An 18,530-nucleotide genomic window follows, 5' to 3' on the forward strand; every position below is an offset into this window, starting at 1 on the left:
TGACGAAGGGGCCGACGGTGTCGCCACCGCCGGCCCCTCGTCATGTAGAGAGGTGAGGATCAGGTCACTTCTTCGCGACCTTGATCTTCAGCCGGTCCTTGGACCCGAGCACCGCGGCGTCACCGAGGTACTCGACCTTGACCTTGATGTTGCCGATCTTCCGGGCCTTCGGCAGCACGAGCTGCGCCTTGCCGAACCGGTTGAGCGTCAGCGTCCAGGTCTGCTTCTCCAGCGCGCCCTTGACGGTGACCTCCACCGTGCCGGTGGGCGTCACCTTCGGGGCGGACACGGCGATCTTGAGCTTGGCCTTCTTGCCCTGCTCGACCACCTTCGGAGCGTCCACCTCGAGACGAGACTTCACCTTCGGTGCGGGCGCCTGGGGCGCCTTCACCACGAGGTTGGTCGGAGCCGAGGTGGCTGCGGCGCTGGTGGTGTTGCCGAGGTACGTCGCCGTCACCGGGTAGGTCCCGGCGGTGGCGAAGCCGGTGAGCGAGGCCGTGGCCTTGCCGGCGGCGTCGAGCGGCGCGCTGGTGACCATGCGGTCACCGGCCCAGAACTCGACCCTGCCCTCCGGCGTGACCGGACCCGTGCTGAAGACCTGCGCCGAGGCGGTGGTCGAGCCGCCGGTCTCGATCGTCGTCGGGTCGAGCGAGAGCGCCACGTTGGTGCTGACGGCCGAGCCCTTGATCTTCACGGTGTGGGTCGCCGACACCGGCTTGGCGCCGGGGTCGTCGGTCGTGTGGACGACCTTGTTGGTCAGCGCCTTGTCACCGACCGTCGGGTCGACCGTCACCTGGTAGCTGAAGCTCGCACCCTCGGCCTGCGGCTCGGAGTAGGTGGCGCAGACGTTGAGTCCGTCCTCGAGGACGGCGCTCGCGTCACCCTTGTTGACCAGGGAAGCACCGACGGTGCCCTGGGCGTTCTCCGTGCCGATCGTGGCGCCGTCCAGGATGGCACCCGCCTCGACGTTGTCGTAGGCGAACACGAGGTCGTTGCTGCCGGTGAAGGCGAAGACCTCCATGTCCAGCGACCCCTCCGCCCCGGTCTCGTCGTCGTACAGGCGCATGCCGTCGTACTCGACAACAGCGACCTGGGCGCCGGCGGTTGCCAGGGAGATGCCGGTGTTGGCGTCCTCGTCGTAGAAGATCTGCATGTCCTGCCACAGCAGGGCGGCGAGGTTGTTCGGCGCAAGGGCGTCAGGCACGGCCTGCGGTGCCCACGGGCGGCCGGCGTAGCCGGAGCCGTAGGCCAGGAACCCGTCGTCGCTGAACCGCAGGCCGTTGTAGGCCTCGCCGTAGAAGCCGTACTGGCGGGTCCCGAAGGCCGTGTAGCTGACCGTGTCACCGGTCTCCTCGTCGAACCCGATCTCCGGGTCCGTCGTGATGGCGCCGTCGCTGACCTCGTAGAGGTCGACGTAGCCGGGGCCGAACGGCGTCTGGCACGAGGGGTCCTGCTTGCTCGTGGTCAGCGTGTAGTTGCCCTCCTCGCCGTAGGTCGACCCCAGGGTGCCGCTCCACGACACCACACCGTCGGCGAAGGTGGCGTCGTCGGTGGCGGAGCCCTCGACGTACGTCGTGCCTTCCGGCAGTGCGTCGGTGATGGAGTAGGTCAGGTCCTCCTGGGAGACGTTGGGCGCGACGTCGACGGTGTAGGTGATCGTGTCACCGGGAGCCGCCTCCTCCACGTCCGCGGACTTGGTCACGTCGTCGGCGACCCGGGTGACGGTCACGGGGACGACCCCGATGTCGCCCTTGGTGGCCGGGGAGGTGCCCAGGGTCAGCGTGCCGTGCCAGACCTCGCCGGCGTCCATCTCGCTCTCGTCCCAGAAGGTGCGGATCTCGAACGGGGTGGCCGCAGGAACGGCGCCCTCGGGGCCTTCGGCCCGGAGGTTGCCCTGGTCGCCTGCGACGACCGCGGTCACCAGGTCGGTGGTGTCAGCAGCACCGGCCGCCGACGCCTCCCAGTTCTGCACGAGGACCCAGTAGGTGCCCGGCTCCGGGTTCGCGATCTCGACCGCCTCGTTCGAGCCCGCGCTGGCGCTCATGGCGATCTCGTTGGCCGCGGACACGGCGCCCGTCCCGACGTACATGTCGAAGTCGGGGGCAGTCGGGTTCTCCAGCTTCGCGATGAGGCTGGTGGCGCCGGCGGGGACCTCGATCATCTCGACGTGCGTGCCGTTGCCGTCGTAGGCGTCGGTGTTGGTGGTGTCCTCCACGATCGACAGCGTGGTGCTGGCCTCGGGAACCAGGCCGCTCGCGTCGACCTGCAGGTCGGTGATGGCGATCGCCTCAAGGTCCTCGGTCACCTGCGACCCGGCGTCACGACGTGTCGTGATGTCGATCGCGGACGGGAGCACACCGGCCGAGGGCAGCACGCCCACGGGGAGGTGGGCGACCGGGGCCTCGGAACCGGCGGGCGGGGTGAGCACCAGGGTGCCGAAGAGCCACTCGTCGGTCGCGACACCGGAGTCGAGCGTCGCAGTGACGGCGACGTCAGCCGTGCCGCCATCGGTCAGCTCGATCGAGTCCACGTCGGCGTCGAGGGTGATGCCCTCCGAGATGTCCTCCACCGAGACGGTCCAGGTGCCGGCACCGGTCGAGGTGCCGGTGAAGGTGCGCGTCCAGTCACAGGTCTGCAGGCACTCGTCGTCGGCCATGCTGGCCGTGTTGAGGTCGCGGACGTCGCCGCCCTTGGCCGGGTCGGCGCCCTGGTAGCCCGCGAGGTCCTCGTCGAGGACGAGGCCCGCCTTGGCGGCGCGGCGCAGCTCGATGCGGCCCGAGCCCATGTCGAACCAGTCGGCGACGGTGCCGTCGGAGTCGGTGATGTCCCGCTCCGCGGTCGTCATGAGGGCGGACTGGGCCTCGGCCGGGCTCCACTGCTCGGCTGCCGGCACGTCGAGCTGCATGCCCTTCAGGAGCGCCAGGGCGCCTGCGGTGTGCGGGCTGGCCATCGAGGTGCCGGAGATGAAGTGCCACTCGACGCTGTTCTTCGTGCCGGCGGCGGCGAGGATGTCCACGCCCGGCGCCGAGACCGACGGGCTGATCGAGGACACCGCACGGTTGGGTCCGCGGCTGGAGAAGGCGGCCATGATGTCGCCGTTGGCGTCCTTGACGTCCGCGAGGGAGCCGGACAGGGCTGCCTTCGTGCCCGCGTGGGCGACGATGAACGCCTTCAGCGCGACGCCGTCGGCGTAGGTGATGTGCGCGGCCGGGAGGGCGTGCGCGTCACCGTTGAGGGAGGTGCCGCTGGCCTGGTCGTTGGCCAGGATCATGCCCTCGGCGCCGAGCTCGGCGAGGTTCTCGCCCTTCTCCACGCGGCCGTTGCCACCGCGGTCGCAGATGACGATGAGGCCCGACAGGTCCGTGCCCGCCGGGAAGGCGCCGACAGGAGTCTCGTCGTCGGGCTGGCTGCACCGGGCGTTGTTGTAGGGCGCGGAGCCCGCGTAGACGACCGGGAACGCGCCGTCGGTGGCGCCGGCCAGTCCGGCACCGGCGATGTCGGGCATGGTGGCCGCGTCGGTGGCGGTGATGCCGGTGACGGAGGCGACGTACTTGCGGTCGTGCGTGGTGGCACCGACCGTCGTCATCCACGGGACGTCTCCGGGGCTGCCGAGCGTGGCGGCACCGGGGCCGTCGTTGCCGGCGGAGGTGGCGACGTGGATCCCGGCGGCGCGGGCGTTGAGGAAGCCCACGGCGTCGGCGTCGGACCACGGGCTGGACGCGGCGCTGGAGCCGATGGAGTAGTTGATCACGTCGACGCCGTCGAGGATCGCCTGGTTGATGGAGGCGAGGATCGAGTAGCCCTGGCAGCCGCCGTCGCAGACGTCGTAGCCGATGATGTTGGCGTGGGGCGCGACGCCCTTGATGGTGGAGGTCACCGAGAACTCGTGCTCGGTGCCCTTCGCGGAGTACGCCGTGGCCTCGACCTGGTTGCCGGCGGTCGTGCTGCCGGTGTGGCTGCCGTGGCCGTCGTCGTCGTACGGGTCGTCCTTCGGGTTGCCGCTGGTGGCGGGGTTCTCGAAGTTGTAGTAGCCGATCAGCTTGTCGTTGCAGCCCCAGTTCGCGACGTACTGCGCGGTGTTGGCCGGGTCGCACATGCCGAGGTACTTGCCGGCGCCGAGGGGGTTGGTGTGGTCGTAGCCGTCGCCACCGTCCTCGACGGGAACCGTGTCCGCGAAGGACGGGTTGGCCGGGTTCAGGCCGGAGTCGAGGATGCCGACGATGACGCCCTCACCCTTGTTCCCCTCGAAACCCGCCGGCACGTTCGAGCCGTCCCAGACCGTCGGCGCACCGATCCACTCGGGCCCCTTGTCGGTCGTGAGCTGGCGCTCGAAGTCGACCTGGACGGCCGAGACGCCGTCGATCCGCGCGACCTCCTGGGCCTGCGTGCGGGTCAGCTGCACGGCGATGCCGTTGATCGCCTCGGTGTAGCGGTAGAGCACCTTGGCCGAACCGCCCGTCACCCGGGAGATCGAGGAGACGAGGTCGGCCTGCTCGGCCTTCAGCTCCTTGCGGTAGCCGGACTCGGAGCCGGATGCGGCGGTGAGGCTGCGGTCCTGGGCCTGGTCGCGCGTGGGCACGGCCGGGGCCTCGAGCTGGACGATGTAGGTCTCGGCCTTGCTGCCGGTGCCCAGCTCGAGCACGGTCCCCTTGTCGAGGGCCTGGGCCGGCGATGCCTTGGCCGGCTTGAGCTGGCCGGGGTCGATGTCGGCTGCGTTGGCAGCCGTCCCCCACGGCACGAGTAGTGCGGCAGCGACGCTGGTGGCAGCGCCGGCCGCAACGGTACGACGGATCACACGGATCTCCCGTTCGGAATGAAGTGGGCCCACTGCACGACGACGCGCCCCCAAAATGAATGCGTACGGCGTGCGGGCAGAGAGTGAACAGGTGTATCTGAAGTCACAGGAGCCGTACCTGTCAACGAAAAGATCTACCGAAGTTCCTGCGTTAACCGAGACGTAACGCGGGAGGGCGTCCGGCGGTGGTCAGCGTCGGCCGGTGCGGTTGGCGGCGGGGAACCGGTTGGGACGTGCGACGACGCCGTCCAGGACGACCGGCCTGGCGCTCAGCGACTCGATGACGATCCGTCCGGCGCGGAGGCCGGAGTAGCGGTCGATGACGACGAGCTGCTTCATCGCCGCCTTCGGGCCGGCGAGGTCCACGACGTGCCAGTCGCGCTTGCCGACGCGCACCCGCACCTTGCCGTGGCCACGGCCGGTGGCGGCGAGCAGCCGGAGCTCGCCCACCGTCGTCCGGGGCAGCACGAGGCGCGCGCCGCGTCGGGACGCCTTGATCGCGTCGCCGCGGAAGTAGCCGGGGCCGGTCACCTTCGCCCAGCCGCGCTGCCGGGTCAGGTTCCGCGGCACGAAGAACTCGATGGGCTCCGACCAGGCGCTCGCGTTGCCGGCGGGGTCGACGGTGCGCGCGGAGAAGCGGTGCCGCCCGGCGGTGGGGTCGGGCAGCTCCCAGCGGCCGCCGCCCGTGCACGCAACGGGCCGGTCGTTGTCGGTGCACTCGAAGCCCGAGCCCGCCTCGCTGCTGTTGAGCCGGATCGGCACGCCCGCGCCATTGACGACCGGCTGGGTCGGGGTGATCTCGTCGTAGGAGGTGCCGGTGACGAAGACGAAGGGCGCGCGGGTGTCCTGTCCCCAGGTGAAGGTCGCCGGCGTGGGGTCCTCGTCGGGGGTGTCCGCCACGGTGGGCGGCAGCAGCGGGGCGGTGTCGGGGGTGCGGCCGCGGTCGCCGAGGTCGGCGGCGCGGGCCTCGAGGACGTAGCCCCCGGCCGCGGCGTCGGGCAGGTCGGCGTACGTCACCGGGCTGGTGCAGGCGCGCCAGTCGTGGGCCTGCGGCCCGCCGGTCAGCCGGCACTCGAGCCCGAAGGGGCCCTGGTCGCCGTCGGTGACCTGCCACCCGAGGGTGAAGGTCATCGACGACACGGTCACCAGCCCGGCGGCGTTGGGTGCGGGGGAGGCCGTCAGCGTGGTCTCGGGGGGCAAGCTGTCGTCACAGCCGTTCTGCAGGACGCTCGGCGCGGTCTCGTCGACGCAGCCCGGGGTGGCGCCGGCCGGGGCCGCGGCCAGCGGCACCAGGCCACTGCCCAGCAGTGCCAGCACGGCCAGCCGGCTCGCGGTGCGGTGTCGAAGCATGGGTCCTCCCTCGTGTCCGGCGCGCTCCCGGGGCGCCCTCACCGGGTCAACGAGCGGCGGTGGCTCCGGTCACGAGCCACCGGTCGCCGCGTGCGCGCCACGAGAGCAGCACGCCGCGGGCGCCCATGAACACGATGGTCATCGCGACCCAGACCGCGACCAGCCCGTGGGGGAGCGTGGCCGCCCAGAGCGCGGCTGGTGCGTACGCCGCCAGCACGACCAGGCCGGCCCACGCGAGGTAGGCGCCGTCGCCGGCGCCGATGAGCACCCCGTCGAGGACGAAGACCATCCCGGCGACCGGTTGCCCGATCGCGGCGACGAGCAGCACCGGCACGAGCAGGTCGCGCACCGCGGGGTCGGTGGTGAAGAGCGCGCCGATGAACGGGGACACGGCGGCCAGGGCGAGCCCGGCGACGATCCCGCTGCCCCAGCCCCACTGCACCATCCGGCGGGTGAGGCGGCGGGTGCCCTCGACGTCGCCGCTGCCCAGCGCCCGGCCGGTGAGGGCCTGGGCGGCGATCGCGATCGCGTCGAGGCCGAAGGCGAGGAAGCTCCAGAGGGTGATCGCGATCTGGTGGGTGGCGATGTTGACGTCGGTGGCTCCGGTGCCGACGCGGGTCACGGCGTACGTCCCGACGAGGAGGCAGGCCCGCAGTGCGAGGGTGCGGACGACGAGCGCGACGGCGGCGTGCGCGGCGGCCGCGATGCCGGCGCGGTCCGGGCTCAGGGGAGCGTCGTGCTCCCGGGCGGCGCGGACCACGACGACGAGGAACCACAGCGCGCTGATCACCTGGGCGAGGACCGAGCCGATGGCGGACCCGGCGATCCCGAGGTCGAGGCCGTAGACGAGCACGACGTTGAAGAGGATGTTGAGGCCGTTGCCCACGACCGCGACCAGCAGCGGCGTACGTGTGTCCTGCAGCCCGCGCAGCACCCCGGTCGCGGCCAGCATGACCAGCAGCGGGGTGGTGCCGAGGAAGGCGATGCCGAGGTAGGTCTCGGCGTGGTCGGCGACCTCGGCCCCGGTGTCGAAGACGCCGACCAGCGCCGGGGTGAGCGCGATGCCGCCGACGGTGGCGACCACCCCGATGATGACGGCGAGCCACACGCCGTCGACCCCCTGGGCGAGGGCGGCTCGGAGGTCGCCCGCGCCCAGGTGGCGGGCGACGCTGGCGGTGGTGCCGTAGGCGAGGAAGACGCACAGCCCGACGACCGTCTGGAGGACGACCGCGGCGACGCCGAGGCCCGCGAGCTCGGGCGTGCCGAGGTGGCCGACGATGGCGGCGTCGGACAGCAGGAAGAGCGGTTCGGCGACGAGCGCGAGGAAGGCCGGGACGGCCAGGCGGAGGATCTCGCGGTCTGTCTCGCGGTGGTCGGCCTTCACAGGTTCACCCTAGGAACCCCGCAGACTTCGTCGATTGCGGGGCGACATAGCGACGGCTGTGCCTCGACGTACATAGCCCGATGGGACTACCTGTGTATGGCCGTGTGGATGACGCGTGTCCAACGCTGGTCGAGGCAGGGGAGGGGGCGAGCGGCGAGCATCCTCCAGATGGCGGACAGGTGAACGGACCCAGGGGCTGGGTATTTTTTGTCCACAGGGTGTGGGATGCGTTTGCGCAGGTCAGCGGCCTGTACGGCACAAAGGTTCCGGCTGCCTCCACAGGGTCGTCCACGGCATGTGCACCTGAGGCAGCGTGTCGTCCACGTGTGTGCCCAGCTTGTCCACAGACCCTGTGGACAACTCGGCGCCGTCGGCTTCCCACGAGGCCGTGCGAGCACGTACGGTCCTGCGCGAACCAGTGATGGAAACGGCTGGTGGACTCGGGTGCGAGCGGAGCCGGCAGCGATGTCGGTGGTCGTCCCTAACGTCGTGGTCAGTGGACCCGAGCGAGATGGAGGGAGCACCGGTGAGCGTCACCTTCGAGGGGGACACCGACGAGGCATGGGGCGACGGACCGGCGGCCTACGAGCCCGGCAGCTCGCCGCGCTCCCCGGGTGACCGGACGCCTCCGCAGGACAACGCGGCGGAGCAGAGCGTGCTCGGCTCGATGCTGCTGTCGAAGGACGCGATCGCCGACGTCGTCGACGTGATCAAGGGCGTCGACTACTACCGTCCGGCCCACGAGGTCATCCACGACGCGATCATCGACCTCTACGGTCGTGGCGAGCCCGCCGACCCGATCACGGTGGCCGCCGAGCTGGTGAAGCGCGGCGAGCTGGTGCGCATCGGTGGCGCCCCCTACCTCCACACCCTGTCGGCCAACGTGCCGATCGCGGCCAACGCCGGCTACTACGCCGAGATCGTGCGCGACAAGGCGATCCTGCGCCGCCTGGTCGAGGCCGGCACCCGCATCGCCGCCCTCGGCTACTCCGGCGAGGGCGAGATCGACGACGTCGTCGACAACGCGCAGGCCGAGGTCTACAAGGTCACCGACCGACGCGCGGCCGTCGACTACGCACCGTTGAGCGACATCATGAGCGGCGTCCTCGACGAGATCGAGGCGATCGGCAACCGCGAGGCCGGCCTCTACGGCGTGCCGACCGGTTTCGCCGACCTCGACGACCTGACCAACGGTCTCCACTCCGGCCAGATGATCATCGTGGCGGCGCGTCCCGCCATGGGGAAGTCGACGCTCGCCCTGGACTTCTGCCGCGCGGCGTCGATCCACAACAACCTGACGAGCTGCTTCTTCAGCCTCGAGATGACGCGCTCGGAGATCATGATGCGCCTGCTCTCGGCCGAGGCGAAGGTGCCGCTCAACCACATCCGCAACGGCACGATGCGCGACGACGACTGGGAGAAGCTCGCCCGCAAGATGGGCCAGGTGTCCGGGGCGCCGATGTTCATCGACGACAGCCCCAACATGACGATGATGGAGATCCGGGCCAAGGCCCGGCGGCTCAAGCAGCGCCACGACCTCAAGCTCATCGTCATCGACTACATGCAGCTGATGAGCTCGGGCAAGAAGGTCGAGTCCCGCCAGCTCGAGGTCTCGGAGTTCTCCCGCAACATCAAGCTCCTCGCCAAGGAGCTCGAGCTGCCGATCATCGCGCTGTCCCAGCTCAACCGTGGTCCCGAGCAGCGCGGCGACAAGCGCCCGATGATGAGCGACCTGCGTGAGTCCGGCTCGCTCGAGCAGGACGCCGACATGGTGATCCTGCTCCACCGCGACGACGTCTACGAGAAGGAGTCGACCCGCCCCGGCGAGGCCGACCTCATCGTCGCCAAGCACCGCAACGGCCCCACCCGCGACCTCACCGTCGCCTTCCAGGGCCACTACTCCCGCTTCGTGGACATGGCCCAGGGCTGAGAGGCGCTGACGGCGTTCCGCCGCACCACCCTCCTCTGCCCGAGGACAGAGGCGGGTGCGTCTGCAGACAGAGGTCCGGGACCATTGACCGGGCGTAGCCTGCCGGGATGACGGGTCGCGATGCCGAGCAGGCGCACGACCGCGGAGCATGGGCGATGCTGGCCCGGCGGCTGTCGCCCTACCTGGACCTCGCGATCGGGCTCGCCGCCGCAGCCATGTCCGTCGCGTCGTTGCTGAGCACCGACGTGGCCAGCATCGACCCCCGGCTCGAGCCCGCCGACCCGTTGTCGGTGGCAGCCACTCTCGTGGCGGGGCTGTCACTGATCTGGCGTCGTCGCCGTCCAGTGACCGCGTTCGCCGTGTTCGTCACGTGCTGCCTCGTCGTGACCTTGACCGACCACTACATCGGCCTGCTCTCGGTCCTGCTGCTGTTCAGCCTCTACTCCCTCGCCGCGCACAGCCGACGGAGGAACGGCGTGGCCGGCCTGGTCCTCTGCCTGCTCGTCTTCATCGGCCTCGCCGTGCTGGACGTCCCCGACCTGGGCACCTCCGACCTCCTGCAGGCCTGCGCCCTCCTCCTCACGGCGTGGGCCCTCGGCGATGCGATCCGCTCGCGACGCATGCACCAGTCGGAGCGTCTGCGGATCGCGGAGCAGGAGGCGGCCGCGGCCCGGGAGCTGGCGGCGCGCGCCGTCGTCGAGGAGCGGCTGCGGATCGCACGGGAGCTGCACGACGTCGTCGCGCACAGCATGTCCCTGATCGCCGTGCAGGCCGGCGTCGGCGGGCACGTGATCCGGACCGACGTCGCCGCTGCCGAGCGCGCGCTCGAGATCATCGCCGAGACCAGCCGGAAGGCGCTGGCCCAGACCCGCTCGATGCTGGGCCTGCTCCGGGCCGAGGACGCGGACCCGGCGGTCGCCCCCCTGCAGAGCATCGACGACCTCGAGGACCTCGTCCACGACGTGCGTGAGGCCGGCGTCGACGTCGCCCTGACCGTCAGCGGTCCGGTGCGCACGCTCGACACCGCGATCGAGCTGACCGCCTACCGCATCGTCCAGGAGTCCCTGACCAACGTGCTCAAGCACTCCGGCGCGAGCCTGGCGCAGGTGACGGTGACCTACGTGCACGACGGGGTCGACGTCGAGGTCAGGGACCACGGTCGCGGCGGGTCACGGGCTCCGGCCGGTGTCGTGGACCCGCCGGGCGGGCACGGGCTGGTGGGACTGCGCGAGCGCACCCGGCTGCTGGGTGGCACGCTCGACTACGGCGCGCTCGACGGAGCCGGGTTCAGGGTGGCGGCGCACCTGCCCTCGTCGATGGCGGTGGCGCCGTGATCCGGGTGGCGGTCGTCGACGACCAGGAGCTGGTCCGTTCCGGGTTCGTCGTGCTCCTGGGCTCCAGCTCCGACATCGAGGTCGTCGGCGAGGCGGGCGACGGCGCCGCGGCCTGGGAGCTGTGCCGCCGTACGACGCCGGACGTGGTCCTGATGGACGTCCGGATGCCCCGGATGGACGGCCTGGAGGCCACGCGCCGGATCATGGCCGACCCGCGGTGTGCGGGCACGCACGTGCTCGTGCTGACCACGTTCGACGAGGACGAGCTCGTCCACGAGGCCCTGCGCGCCGGTGCCAGCGGGTTCCTGCTCAAGGACACCAGGCCGACCCAGCTGCTCGACGCCATCTCGGTGGTGGCCGCGGGCGACGCGCTGCTCGCGCCGTCGGTCACGCGTCGCCTGATCGAGCAGTTCGCGACCCTCCCGAGCCGCCCGGCGTCCCCCGCCGACGACGGCCTGACCGATCGTGAGCGCGAGGTGCTGGTCGCCGTCTCGCGCGGCCTGTCGAACCAGGAGATCGCCGACACGCTGCACATGGGCTACGGCACCGTGAAGACCCACGTGAGCCACCTCCTCACCAAGCTGGAGTGCCGCGACCGGGCGCAGCTGGTGATGCACGCCTACGAGTCGGGGCTGACCGTCCCCGGGAGCAGCTGACGTCTGCCTCGGGTCTCGACGCGTGAGGACCCCGGACAGATGTGCGGCACCCTCCCCGGCGGCGAGATTGGTGGAGCGGCCAGACAGGCCGGCCCAGCCATCGGAGGTTCACATGTCACGACCACTTCGCGAGGCCACGACCTATCTCGTGCTCGCCTTCTCACTGGCCATCGGCATCGCCACCGCGCTGCCCCACGCCGGCATCAACACGTTGCTCAGCGCGTTCGCGCCCGTCGCGGCGCTGGTCATCATCACGTTCACCGTCACCCCCCGCGGCAGGCGACGGGCCCTCTGGGGCGAGTTCGGGCTGAACCGCTCGGGCAAGCGACTGTGGGCGTTCGCGCTGCTCGTCCCGATGCTCCTCGCCGGCAGTGCGTACGGCGCCGCGCTGGTGCTGGGCGTCGCGGACCTGCGCTCGATCGACCTCACGTCGTCGGGCGTCACGTCGTGGAGCCTGAACCTGGCGAGCACGCTGGCCTTCATGACCGTCCTCTTCCTGGCCGAGGAGATCGGCTGGCGGGGCTACCTCCTGCCGAGGATCCAGCAGCTCACCAGCCGTCGTCGGGCTGCCGTCGTCACCGGCTTCATCCACGGCTGCTTCCACCTGCCGCTGATCCTGATCGCGACGACGTACGACGAGCACGGCAGCCGCTGGCTCGTGGCGCCGGTCGTGGTCGCCACGATCACCATGGGCGGCGTCTTCTACGCCTACCTGTGGGACCGCACCCACAGTGTCTGGCCCGTCTCGATGGCCCACGGCGCGGTCAACACCGCGTTCGCCATCGGCGCGGGGGCCGTGGTGGCGAGGTCGGAGGCCGACCTGGCCTACGTCGCCGGCGAGAGCGGCATCGCCACCTTCGTGGCGGTGGCCGTGGTCGGGGCGCTCTTCCTGGCCCGGGCCAGGGTGTGGCGGACCGACACGGGCGCGGTGGACGTGCCCGAGCCCGAGCTGGTCCGGGCCGCCTAGGTCCAGCAACCGCTGCAGGGACGGGGAGCTGGTGGTGCCTGACCGGGCATCACCAGCTCCTCGAGCGTCGGTCACGGGTAGCGGGCGAGCTCCTGCCGCAGCCGCTCGGTGATGTCCGGCGTCCAGCCCTCCGGCTGCAGCACGTTGACCCAGCCGGCGGCGTGCTCGCCCGAGAAGTTGTGCCCGTGGGCGGGCTGGGTCGAGAAGGCCGCGGCGAGGTCCGCCGACACCTGCAGGAAGGTGATCCAAGGCATCCACTGCATGGCGCCGGGCACGTCGTCGCCGTGCGTCTCCTCGAGCCAGTCGGGCCGGGTCAGCAGCAGGTCGGGGCTCCACCAGGTGACGGGGTCGGACGCGTGCTGCAGGTAGAGCACCCGGCTCCCCGTCCACGGCTCGTCCTCCGGCTGGGGACGCTCGGCCTTCGTGGTGAAGCGGATGATCCGTCCCTCCCGGTAGACCGGCTCGACCTCGCGCGAGCCGGCGTCCCGGTCCTCGATGAAGCTGCGGTAGAGCGGGTTGAAGTTGGGCGGACCCACGAGGAGCGCCCCCGACGTCCGGTTGTTGAGGTCGAACTCGCCGCTGAAGGCGGCCTCGGCGCCGAAGGACCCGAGGCTCTCGCCGAAGACGTAGAGCTCCGGCCGCTCGTCGAACGGCAGGCTGGACCAGCGCGCGTAGACGGCGTCGAACAGCGCCCTCCCGGCGTCGCGGGCCCGGGCCGAGTCGACGACGAAGGACAGCCAGGAGGGGAGGTGCGAGTACTGCATTCCGACGATCGCGGAGTCCCCACCGGTGACGTACTCGAAGCCGCTCGCCGCGCTCGGCTCCACCCAGCCGGTCCCGGTGGTGGTGACCACCAGGAGGTGCTGCCGCTCGAAGCCGCCGGCCCGCTCGAGGTCGGCCACCGCGAGCGCGGCCTGCTGCTCCGTGTCCTCCGCGTTGCCCAGCCCCGTGAAGATGCGGATCGGCTCGATCGACGGGCGTCCGGTCAGCTCGCCGATCTGCGCTGCCGTCGGACCCCTGCCCACGAAGGTCCGCCCCTCCACGCCCATGCCGTCCCAGTCGACCAGCGACTCGGCGCTGCCCGAGCGCAGCGGCGTCGACGGTCGTTGGACCCCCTCCGGCGTCTGGAGGTCGCCGAGGGCGAACGACGCGTCGAGCGCGCGCAGCCCGGCGTCAGCGGCCACCCCGCTGAGCAGGGCCCACGCCACGAAACCCACCGACACGACTCCCAGGACCCGTGCCACCGAGGGCTTGAGGCGGCGTTCGAGCAGCCTGGCCACCCGCCGCGAGACGGCTCGGGCGCCACGCGCCAGGCCGAGGAAGAGCGCGGCGACGACCACCGTCACCAGTGGCACGAGGAGCACGAACGCGACGGGCGTCGCCTCCGTCCCGGCGAGGTCGTGGGCCTCGCCCTGCCACCGGACGCCGACGGCGAGGCTGGTGAGCAGGGCCGCGACCCCTCCCACGAGGAGGACCGATCGGGCCCGGTCCGGCCAGGGTTCGCGGGGCCGGTCGCGCAGTCCGCGCCAGCACCACGCGAGGGAGACCCCGACGCCGTACCCCGAGGCTGCGGCAGCGCCGGTGACCACGCCCTGGGCCAGCGGGGACCGGGGCAGCAGCGAGGGGGTCAGGGAGAGGCAGGCGAAGCCGATCGCGAACGCCAGCCCGGCCGGGAGCAGGCGGGAGCGACGGACCAGCTCCACCGCTCGCTCGAGCCACCCGGGCACCGCACCCCCCTCAGTGATGTCAGTAGTCGACAGGGTCGCGGGCGATGGGGCAGGTCATGCAGTGCCCGCCACCTCGGCCCCGGCCGAGCTCGGCGCCGACGATCGGGATCACCTCGACGCCGGCGTCGCGCAGCAGCGCGTTGGTGTACGTGTTGCGATCGTAGGTGAACACCACCCCCGGCTCCACCGCTACGGCGTTGTTGCCGCTGTCCCACTGCTGGCGCTCGGACGCGTAGACGTCGCCGCCCGTCTCCAGCGCCCGGAGCTCGGAGAGGCCCAGGGACTCGGCGACGACGTCGACGAACGCCCGGTCGCCCTCGTCGGTGACGTCGATCCCGTGCGCGTTGTCCCCGGGGCGCAGGGAGAACGAGTGGATGCCGTCGACGATGCCCGGGTAGTAGGTGACGACGTCGCGGTCGGCGAAGGTGAACACGGTGTCGAGGTGCATGGCGGCGCGCAGGCTGGGCATCCCGGCGACCACGACGCGCTCGGCGGCTCCCTGCTCGAAGAGGGCCCGCGCGACCTGGGTGATGGCCTGACGTGACGTCCGCTCGCTCATCCCGACCAGGACCGTGGCGTTGCCGATCGGCATCACGTCCCCGCCCTCGATGGTGGCCAGCCCCCAGTCGAGCTCGGGGTCGCCCCACCACACGGTCGACCCGGCGTAGTCGGGGTGGAACTCGTAGATCGCCTTGTAGAGCAGCGTCTCGTCGTGGCGGGCCGGCCAGTAGAGCGGGTTCATGGTCAGGCCGCCGTAGAGCCAGCACGTGGTGTCGCGGGTGTAGAGGGTGTTGGGGAGCGGCTGCATCAGGTACTCCCGGGCGCCGGTGGACTCGCGGGCCAGGGCGACGAAGCCGGACCGGAAGTCGTCGGGGAGGTCGTTCGTGGCGAGTCCGCCGATGAGCAGCTCCGCGAGCCTGGCCTCGTCCAGCGTGCGCAGGAAGGACAGCGTCTCGTCCACGAGCCCGTAGCCCACCTGGTTCAGGCTGATCTTCCGCTCCAGCAGCCAGTCCTTGGCCCCCGGCACGGCCATCGTCTGCGCGAGGAGGTCGTGGAGCTCGACCACCTCCACCCCGCGTGCCTCGAGCTCCGACACGAAGGCCGCGTGGTCCTTCTCGGCGTTGTCGACCCACATGACGTCGTCGAAGAGCAACGAGTCGGAGTTCGTCGGCGTGAGCCGCCGGTGCGCGAGGCCGGGCGAGCACACGAGGACCTTGCGCAACCGGCCCACCTCCGAGTGCACGCCGTACGCCGACGCGGTGCCGCCACCGGCGGCCTCGGGTCCTGGGTTCTGGTCACTGGTCATGTGTCGTTCCTTTCCGTGCGGTTGGTCAGAGGGCGATCCGGCCGGTCCACAGGCTCACGACGCCGAAGATCCCGGCGGCCAGGATGATCAGGAAGAGCCCGATCTCGGCCGGTGTGAAGATGCGTCGTCCGCGCTCGCTGCGCGCCTTGACGTAGAGGAGCGAGGCCGGCGCGAGCAGGACGGCGGACAGCAGCAGGAACTCGAGGCCGGCGGCATCGAAGAGGAACAGCGTGTAGACGCAGGCGATGCCTGCGATGACTCCCTCCTTGCGCTGCGCGCTCGGCGACTCGCCCTCGTACGACTCCCCGGTCAGGGCGAGCTTCAGTGAGTACGCCGCAGCCAGGAAGTAGGGGACCAGGGCCAGGCTGGTGCAGAGGTCGAGGAGGAAGTTGAGCGCGTCGGAGACCACCAGCGTCAGCAGCAGCACGGACTGCACGGCAATCGAGGTGACGACGAGAGCCGTGATCGGCGTGCCCTTGTCGTTCTCGCGGCCCAGGAACGCGGGGAGGTCCTCGTTGCGCGCCGGGATGTACATCACCTCGGCTGCCATCAACGTCCAGGCGAGGTAGGCGCCGAGCACCGACACGATGACGGCGATGCTGATGAACGCCTCGCCCCAGTCGCCCACGACGTGGGCGAAGAGGCCGACCATCGACGGCTGCCGCGTGTCGGCGATCTCGGGCTGCGGCATGACGGCGTAGCTCGACAGCGTCACGAGCGAGAAGATCGACAGCACGCTGAGGAGGCCCATGACGGTGGCCCGACCGACGTCCTCGCGCTTCTGAGCGTAGCGGGAGTAGACGCTGGCCCCCTCGATGCCCAAGAACACGAAGGTGGTGATGATCATCGTGTTGCGCACCTGCTCGTCGAGTGAGCCGAGGTCGCCGTAGCCGTAGGCGGTCCAGTTGTCCGCGAACACGCCTGCGTCGAGGTTGACGAGGAGGACCACGATGAACACGAGGATCGGCAGGACCTTGAAGATCGTGACGATGCGGTTGATCACCGCGGCGTCCCTCACTCCGCGGGCGATGAGGACGTGGAAGGCCCACACACCGATCGTGGACAGGACCAGCGCCACGACCGTGTCGCCGTCCCCGAAGCTGTCGAAGAAGGCCCCCAGCGTCGCAGTGATGAACACCCAGTAGAAGGCGTTGCCCGCGACCGCGCTCGCCCAGAAACCGATCGCGGAGTTGAAGCCGGCGTAGTCGCCGAAGCCGGCCTTGGCGTAGATGAACACACCGGAGTCCAGGTCGGGCTTGCGGAGCGCGAGGTTCTGGAAGACGAAGGCCAGCATGAGCATGCCCGCGCCGGCGATCGCCCAGGCGATCAGCGAACCAAGGATCCCGGTGGCGACGCCGAACCGCGCCGGCAGCGAGAACACCCCCGCCCCGACCATGCCGCCGATGACCATGGCGGTCAGGGTCGGCAACGTCATCTTCTGAACCGCGCCCGGCTCCGTCGTGGTGGTCTGCTCGCTCGCGGTCATGTGCGCTCCTTCGCCGCGTCGAGCGGCTCGGTCTTCTCGATGCGGAACCCCGTGTAGCCGTACAGGACGCTCAGCAGCGGACTGGCGTAGCAGAAGATGGCGTACGGGGCGTAGAGGAGGGTGGAGACGCCGAGAGTGGCTCCCATGAAGGCCCCGCACGAGTTCCACGGCACGAGGGGCGAGGTGACGGTGCCGCTGTCGGCGGCCAGCCGCGACAGGTTGGTCGGGGCGAGGCCGCGCCGGGCGAACTCGAGGCGGAACACGCGGGACGGAAGCACCAGCGCGATGTACTGGTCCCCGGCCACCACGTTGAGGCCGAACCCGCACGCGAAGACCGTCAGGAAGAGCCGACCGGTGCTGGCGGCCGAGGCGATCATCGGATCGACGAGGCGTGAGATCAGGCCGAAGTGCTCCAGCAGGGCGCCGAAGGTCACCGCGCCGAAGATCAGCCAGAGCGTGAGCAGCATGGAGTCCATGCCGCCGCGGGACACCAACCGGTCGACCTCGGAGAGGCCGGTGTCGATGTCGAACCCCGTCGCCATCGCCTGCCACACGGCCTTGATCGACTCCACCACGACGTTGCCCGTGCCACTGACGAAGGCGGCCACCACCTCGGCCTGGGTGAACGCGGCCAGCACTCCTGCGAACAATGCAGAGGCGATCAAGGCGAGCGACGCCGGCACCTTCCGGATCGAGAGGTAGGCCAGCAGGACCAGGGGCAGCAGGTTGACCGGGCTGATCCAGAAGACGTCGGACAGCGCGTCGAGCTCGGTCGCCGTCGAGACGGTGTCGTCGGTCTCGCCGACATGGGCGAGACCCATCACGAAGAACACGGCGACCGCGATGACGTACGCCGGCACGGACGTCCAGACCTGGCGCCGGATGTGCTCGTAGACGTCCACCTTCACCATCTGCGCGGTCAGGATCGTGGTCTCCGACAGCGGTGAGGTCTTGTCGCCGAGGTACGCACCGGAGATGACCGCACCGGCCGTGATCGCCGGCGAGACGCCGAGCATCGTCGCGATGCCGACGAGGCCGACGCCGATCGTGGCGGCCGTCGTCCACGAGCTGCCGATGCTCAGTGCCACGACGCCGCAGATGAGCGCGGTCGCGGCGTAGTACCACCCCGGTGAGAGCACCTGGATCCCGTAGTACACGAGGGTGGGGATCGTGCCCGACAGGTTCCAGGTCCCGATGAGGGCACCCACCGCCAGGAGGATGAAGACGGCGCTGGTGACCGACGCCAGCGCCCCCTGCCCGGCTGTCTGGACCTCCGACCACTCGTGACCGTTCTTGACGGCGACGAGCGCCGCGACGCCCGCGCACAGGACGAGTGCCACCTGGATGGGGCCGTCCAGGGCGTCGAGGCCGAACAGCGCGAGCGACCCGCCGATGAGCAGCGCCAGGGTCGCCAGGGGGATCAGGGCGTCGGCCAGCGACGGTTGCCGTGGCTGCCGAGGGCGGTGACGCATGGATCAGATATTCCGACACCAAGACCCCCCACCGGGTCCCCCATTTTGGGGGAGGCGATCGCTCGCGGACCGTGAGCAGACTCGGCACCGGGACGGACGGGGACCCAGGAGAGGAGCCGTGGG

The 18,530-nt window shown here is 70.8% G+C and carries 11 protein-coding genes; 4 read left to right on the forward strand and 7 right to left on the reverse strand.

Annotated elements, in window-relative coordinates; all coding sequences use genetic code 11:
- Positions 1–64: 64 nt before the first annotated feature.
- The 3 genes from JOD65_RS03225 to JOD65_RS03235 form a co-directional block, all read right to left on the reverse strand.
- The gene (locus JOD65_RS03225) at positions 65–4,795 is read right to left on the reverse strand and encodes a S8 family serine peptidase (protein ID WP_191193785.1); all 4,731 of its coding nucleotides are present in this window, start codon (positions 4,793–4,795) and stop codon (positions 65–67) included.
- 189 nt (positions 4,796–4,984) lie between these two features.
- Positions 4,985–6,145 (reverse strand): hypothetical protein, encoded by a 1,161-nt coding sequence (locus JOD65_RS03230; RefSeq protein ID WP_191193784.1) that lies wholly within the window; start codon positions 6,143–6,145, stop codon positions 4,985–4,987.
- 46 nt (positions 6,146–6,191) lie between these two features.
- Entirely contained in the window at positions 6,192–7,529 is a 1,338-nt protein-coding gene (locus JOD65_RS03235) for an MATE family efflux transporter (RefSeq protein WP_191193783.1), read from the reverse strand.
- Between the two features lie 526 nt (positions 7,530–8,055).
- Here JOD65_RS03235 and dnaB point away from each other — a divergent pair.
- The 4 genes from dnaB to JOD65_RS03255 all read left to right on the forward strand — a co-directional run bounded on the left by dnaB (position 8,056) and on the right by JOD65_RS03255 (position 12,416).
- Entirely contained in the window at positions 8,056–9,459 is a 1,404-nt protein-coding gene (gene dnaB / locus JOD65_RS03240) for a replicative DNA helicase (protein WP_307820904.1), read from the forward strand.
- A gap of 107 nt (positions 9,460–9,566) precedes the next feature.
- Positions 9,567–10,793, forward strand: a complete 1,227-nt coding sequence (locus JOD65_RS03245) for a sensor histidine kinase (protein ID WP_191193782.1) — start codon at positions 9,567–9,569, stop codon at positions 10,791–10,793.
- Complete coding sequence (locus JOD65_RS03250; protein ID WP_191193781.1) at positions 10,790–11,449, forward strand: response regulator; 660 nt, start codon at positions 10,790–10,792, stop codon at positions 11,447–11,449. Before JOD65_RS03245 ends, JOD65_RS03250 begins: the two co-directional genes overlap by 4 nt.
- A gap of 112 nt (positions 11,450–11,561) precedes the next feature.
- Complete coding sequence (locus tag JOD65_RS03255) at positions 11,562–12,416, forward strand: CPBP family intramembrane glutamic endopeptidase (protein WP_191193780.1); 855 nt, start codon at positions 11,562–11,564, stop codon at positions 12,414–12,416.
- A gap of 71 nt (positions 12,417–12,487) precedes the next feature.
- Here the strand turns inward: JOD65_RS03255 and JOD65_RS03260 are convergent, their stop codons facing one another.
- The 4 genes from JOD65_RS03260 to nhaC are packed head-to-tail and all read right to left on the reverse strand — an operon-like array spanning position 12,488 to position 18,407.
- Positions 12,488–14,143 (reverse strand): alpha/beta hydrolase, encoded by a 1,656-nt coding sequence (locus JOD65_RS03260; protein ID WP_204810926.1) that lies wholly within the window; start codon positions 14,141–14,143, stop codon positions 12,488–12,490.
- Positions 14,144–14,162: 19 nt separating this feature from the next.
- Complete coding sequence (locus JOD65_RS03265; RefSeq protein ID WP_191193779.1) at positions 14,163–15,449, reverse strand: arginine deiminase; 1,287 nt, start codon at positions 15,447–15,449, stop codon at positions 14,163–14,165.
- Between the two features lie 25 nt (positions 15,450–15,474).
- Positions 15,475–16,935 carry a basic amino acid/polyamine antiporter gene (locus JOD65_RS03270; protein ID WP_191193778.1) on the reverse strand — a complete coding sequence of 487 codons (1,461 nt, stop codon included), beginning with the start codon at positions 16,933–16,935 and terminating at the stop codon, positions 15,475–15,477.
- Positions 16,932–18,407 (reverse strand): Na+/H+ antiporter NhaC, encoded by a 1,476-nt coding sequence (gene nhaC / locus JOD65_RS03275; protein WP_191193777.1) that lies wholly within the window; start codon positions 18,405–18,407, stop codon positions 16,932–16,934. The genes JOD65_RS03270 and nhaC overlap by 4 nt, the downstream gene beginning before the upstream one ends.
- Between the last annotated feature and the right edge of the window lie 123 nt (positions 18,408–18,530).

The organism is Nocardioides cavernae (genome assembly GCF_016907475.1).
Classification (GTDB): Bacteria; Actinomycetota; Actinomycetes; order Propionibacteriales; family Nocardioidaceae; genus Nocardioides; species Nocardioides cavernae.

Bases quoted from the DNA above. Each gene is read 5' to 3' on its own strand.
- JOD65_RS03230 (WP_191193784.1), bottom strand. From the start codon at position 6,145: ATGCTTCGACACCGCACCGCGAGCCGGCTGGCCGTGCTGGCACTGCTG.
- JOD65_RS03255 (WP_191193780.1), top strand. From the start codon at position 11,562: ATGTCACGACCACTTCGCGAGGCCACGACCTATCTCGTGCTCGCCTTC.
- nhaC (WP_191193777.1), bottom strand. From the start codon at position 18,407: ATGCGTCACCGCCCTCGGCAGCCACGGCAACCGTCGCTGGCCGACGCC.
- JOD65_RS03245 (WP_191193782.1), top strand. From the start codon at position 9,567: ATGACGGGTCGCGATGCCGAGCAGGCGCACGACCGCGGAGCATGGGCG.
- JOD65_RS03270 (WP_191193778.1), bottom strand. From the start codon at position 16,935: ATGACCGCGAGCGAGCAGACCACCACGACGGAGCCGGGCGCGGTTCAG.
- JOD65_RS03265 (WP_191193779.1), bottom strand. From the start codon at position 15,449: ATGACCAGTGACCAGAACCCAGGACCCGAGGCCGCCGGTGGCGGCACC.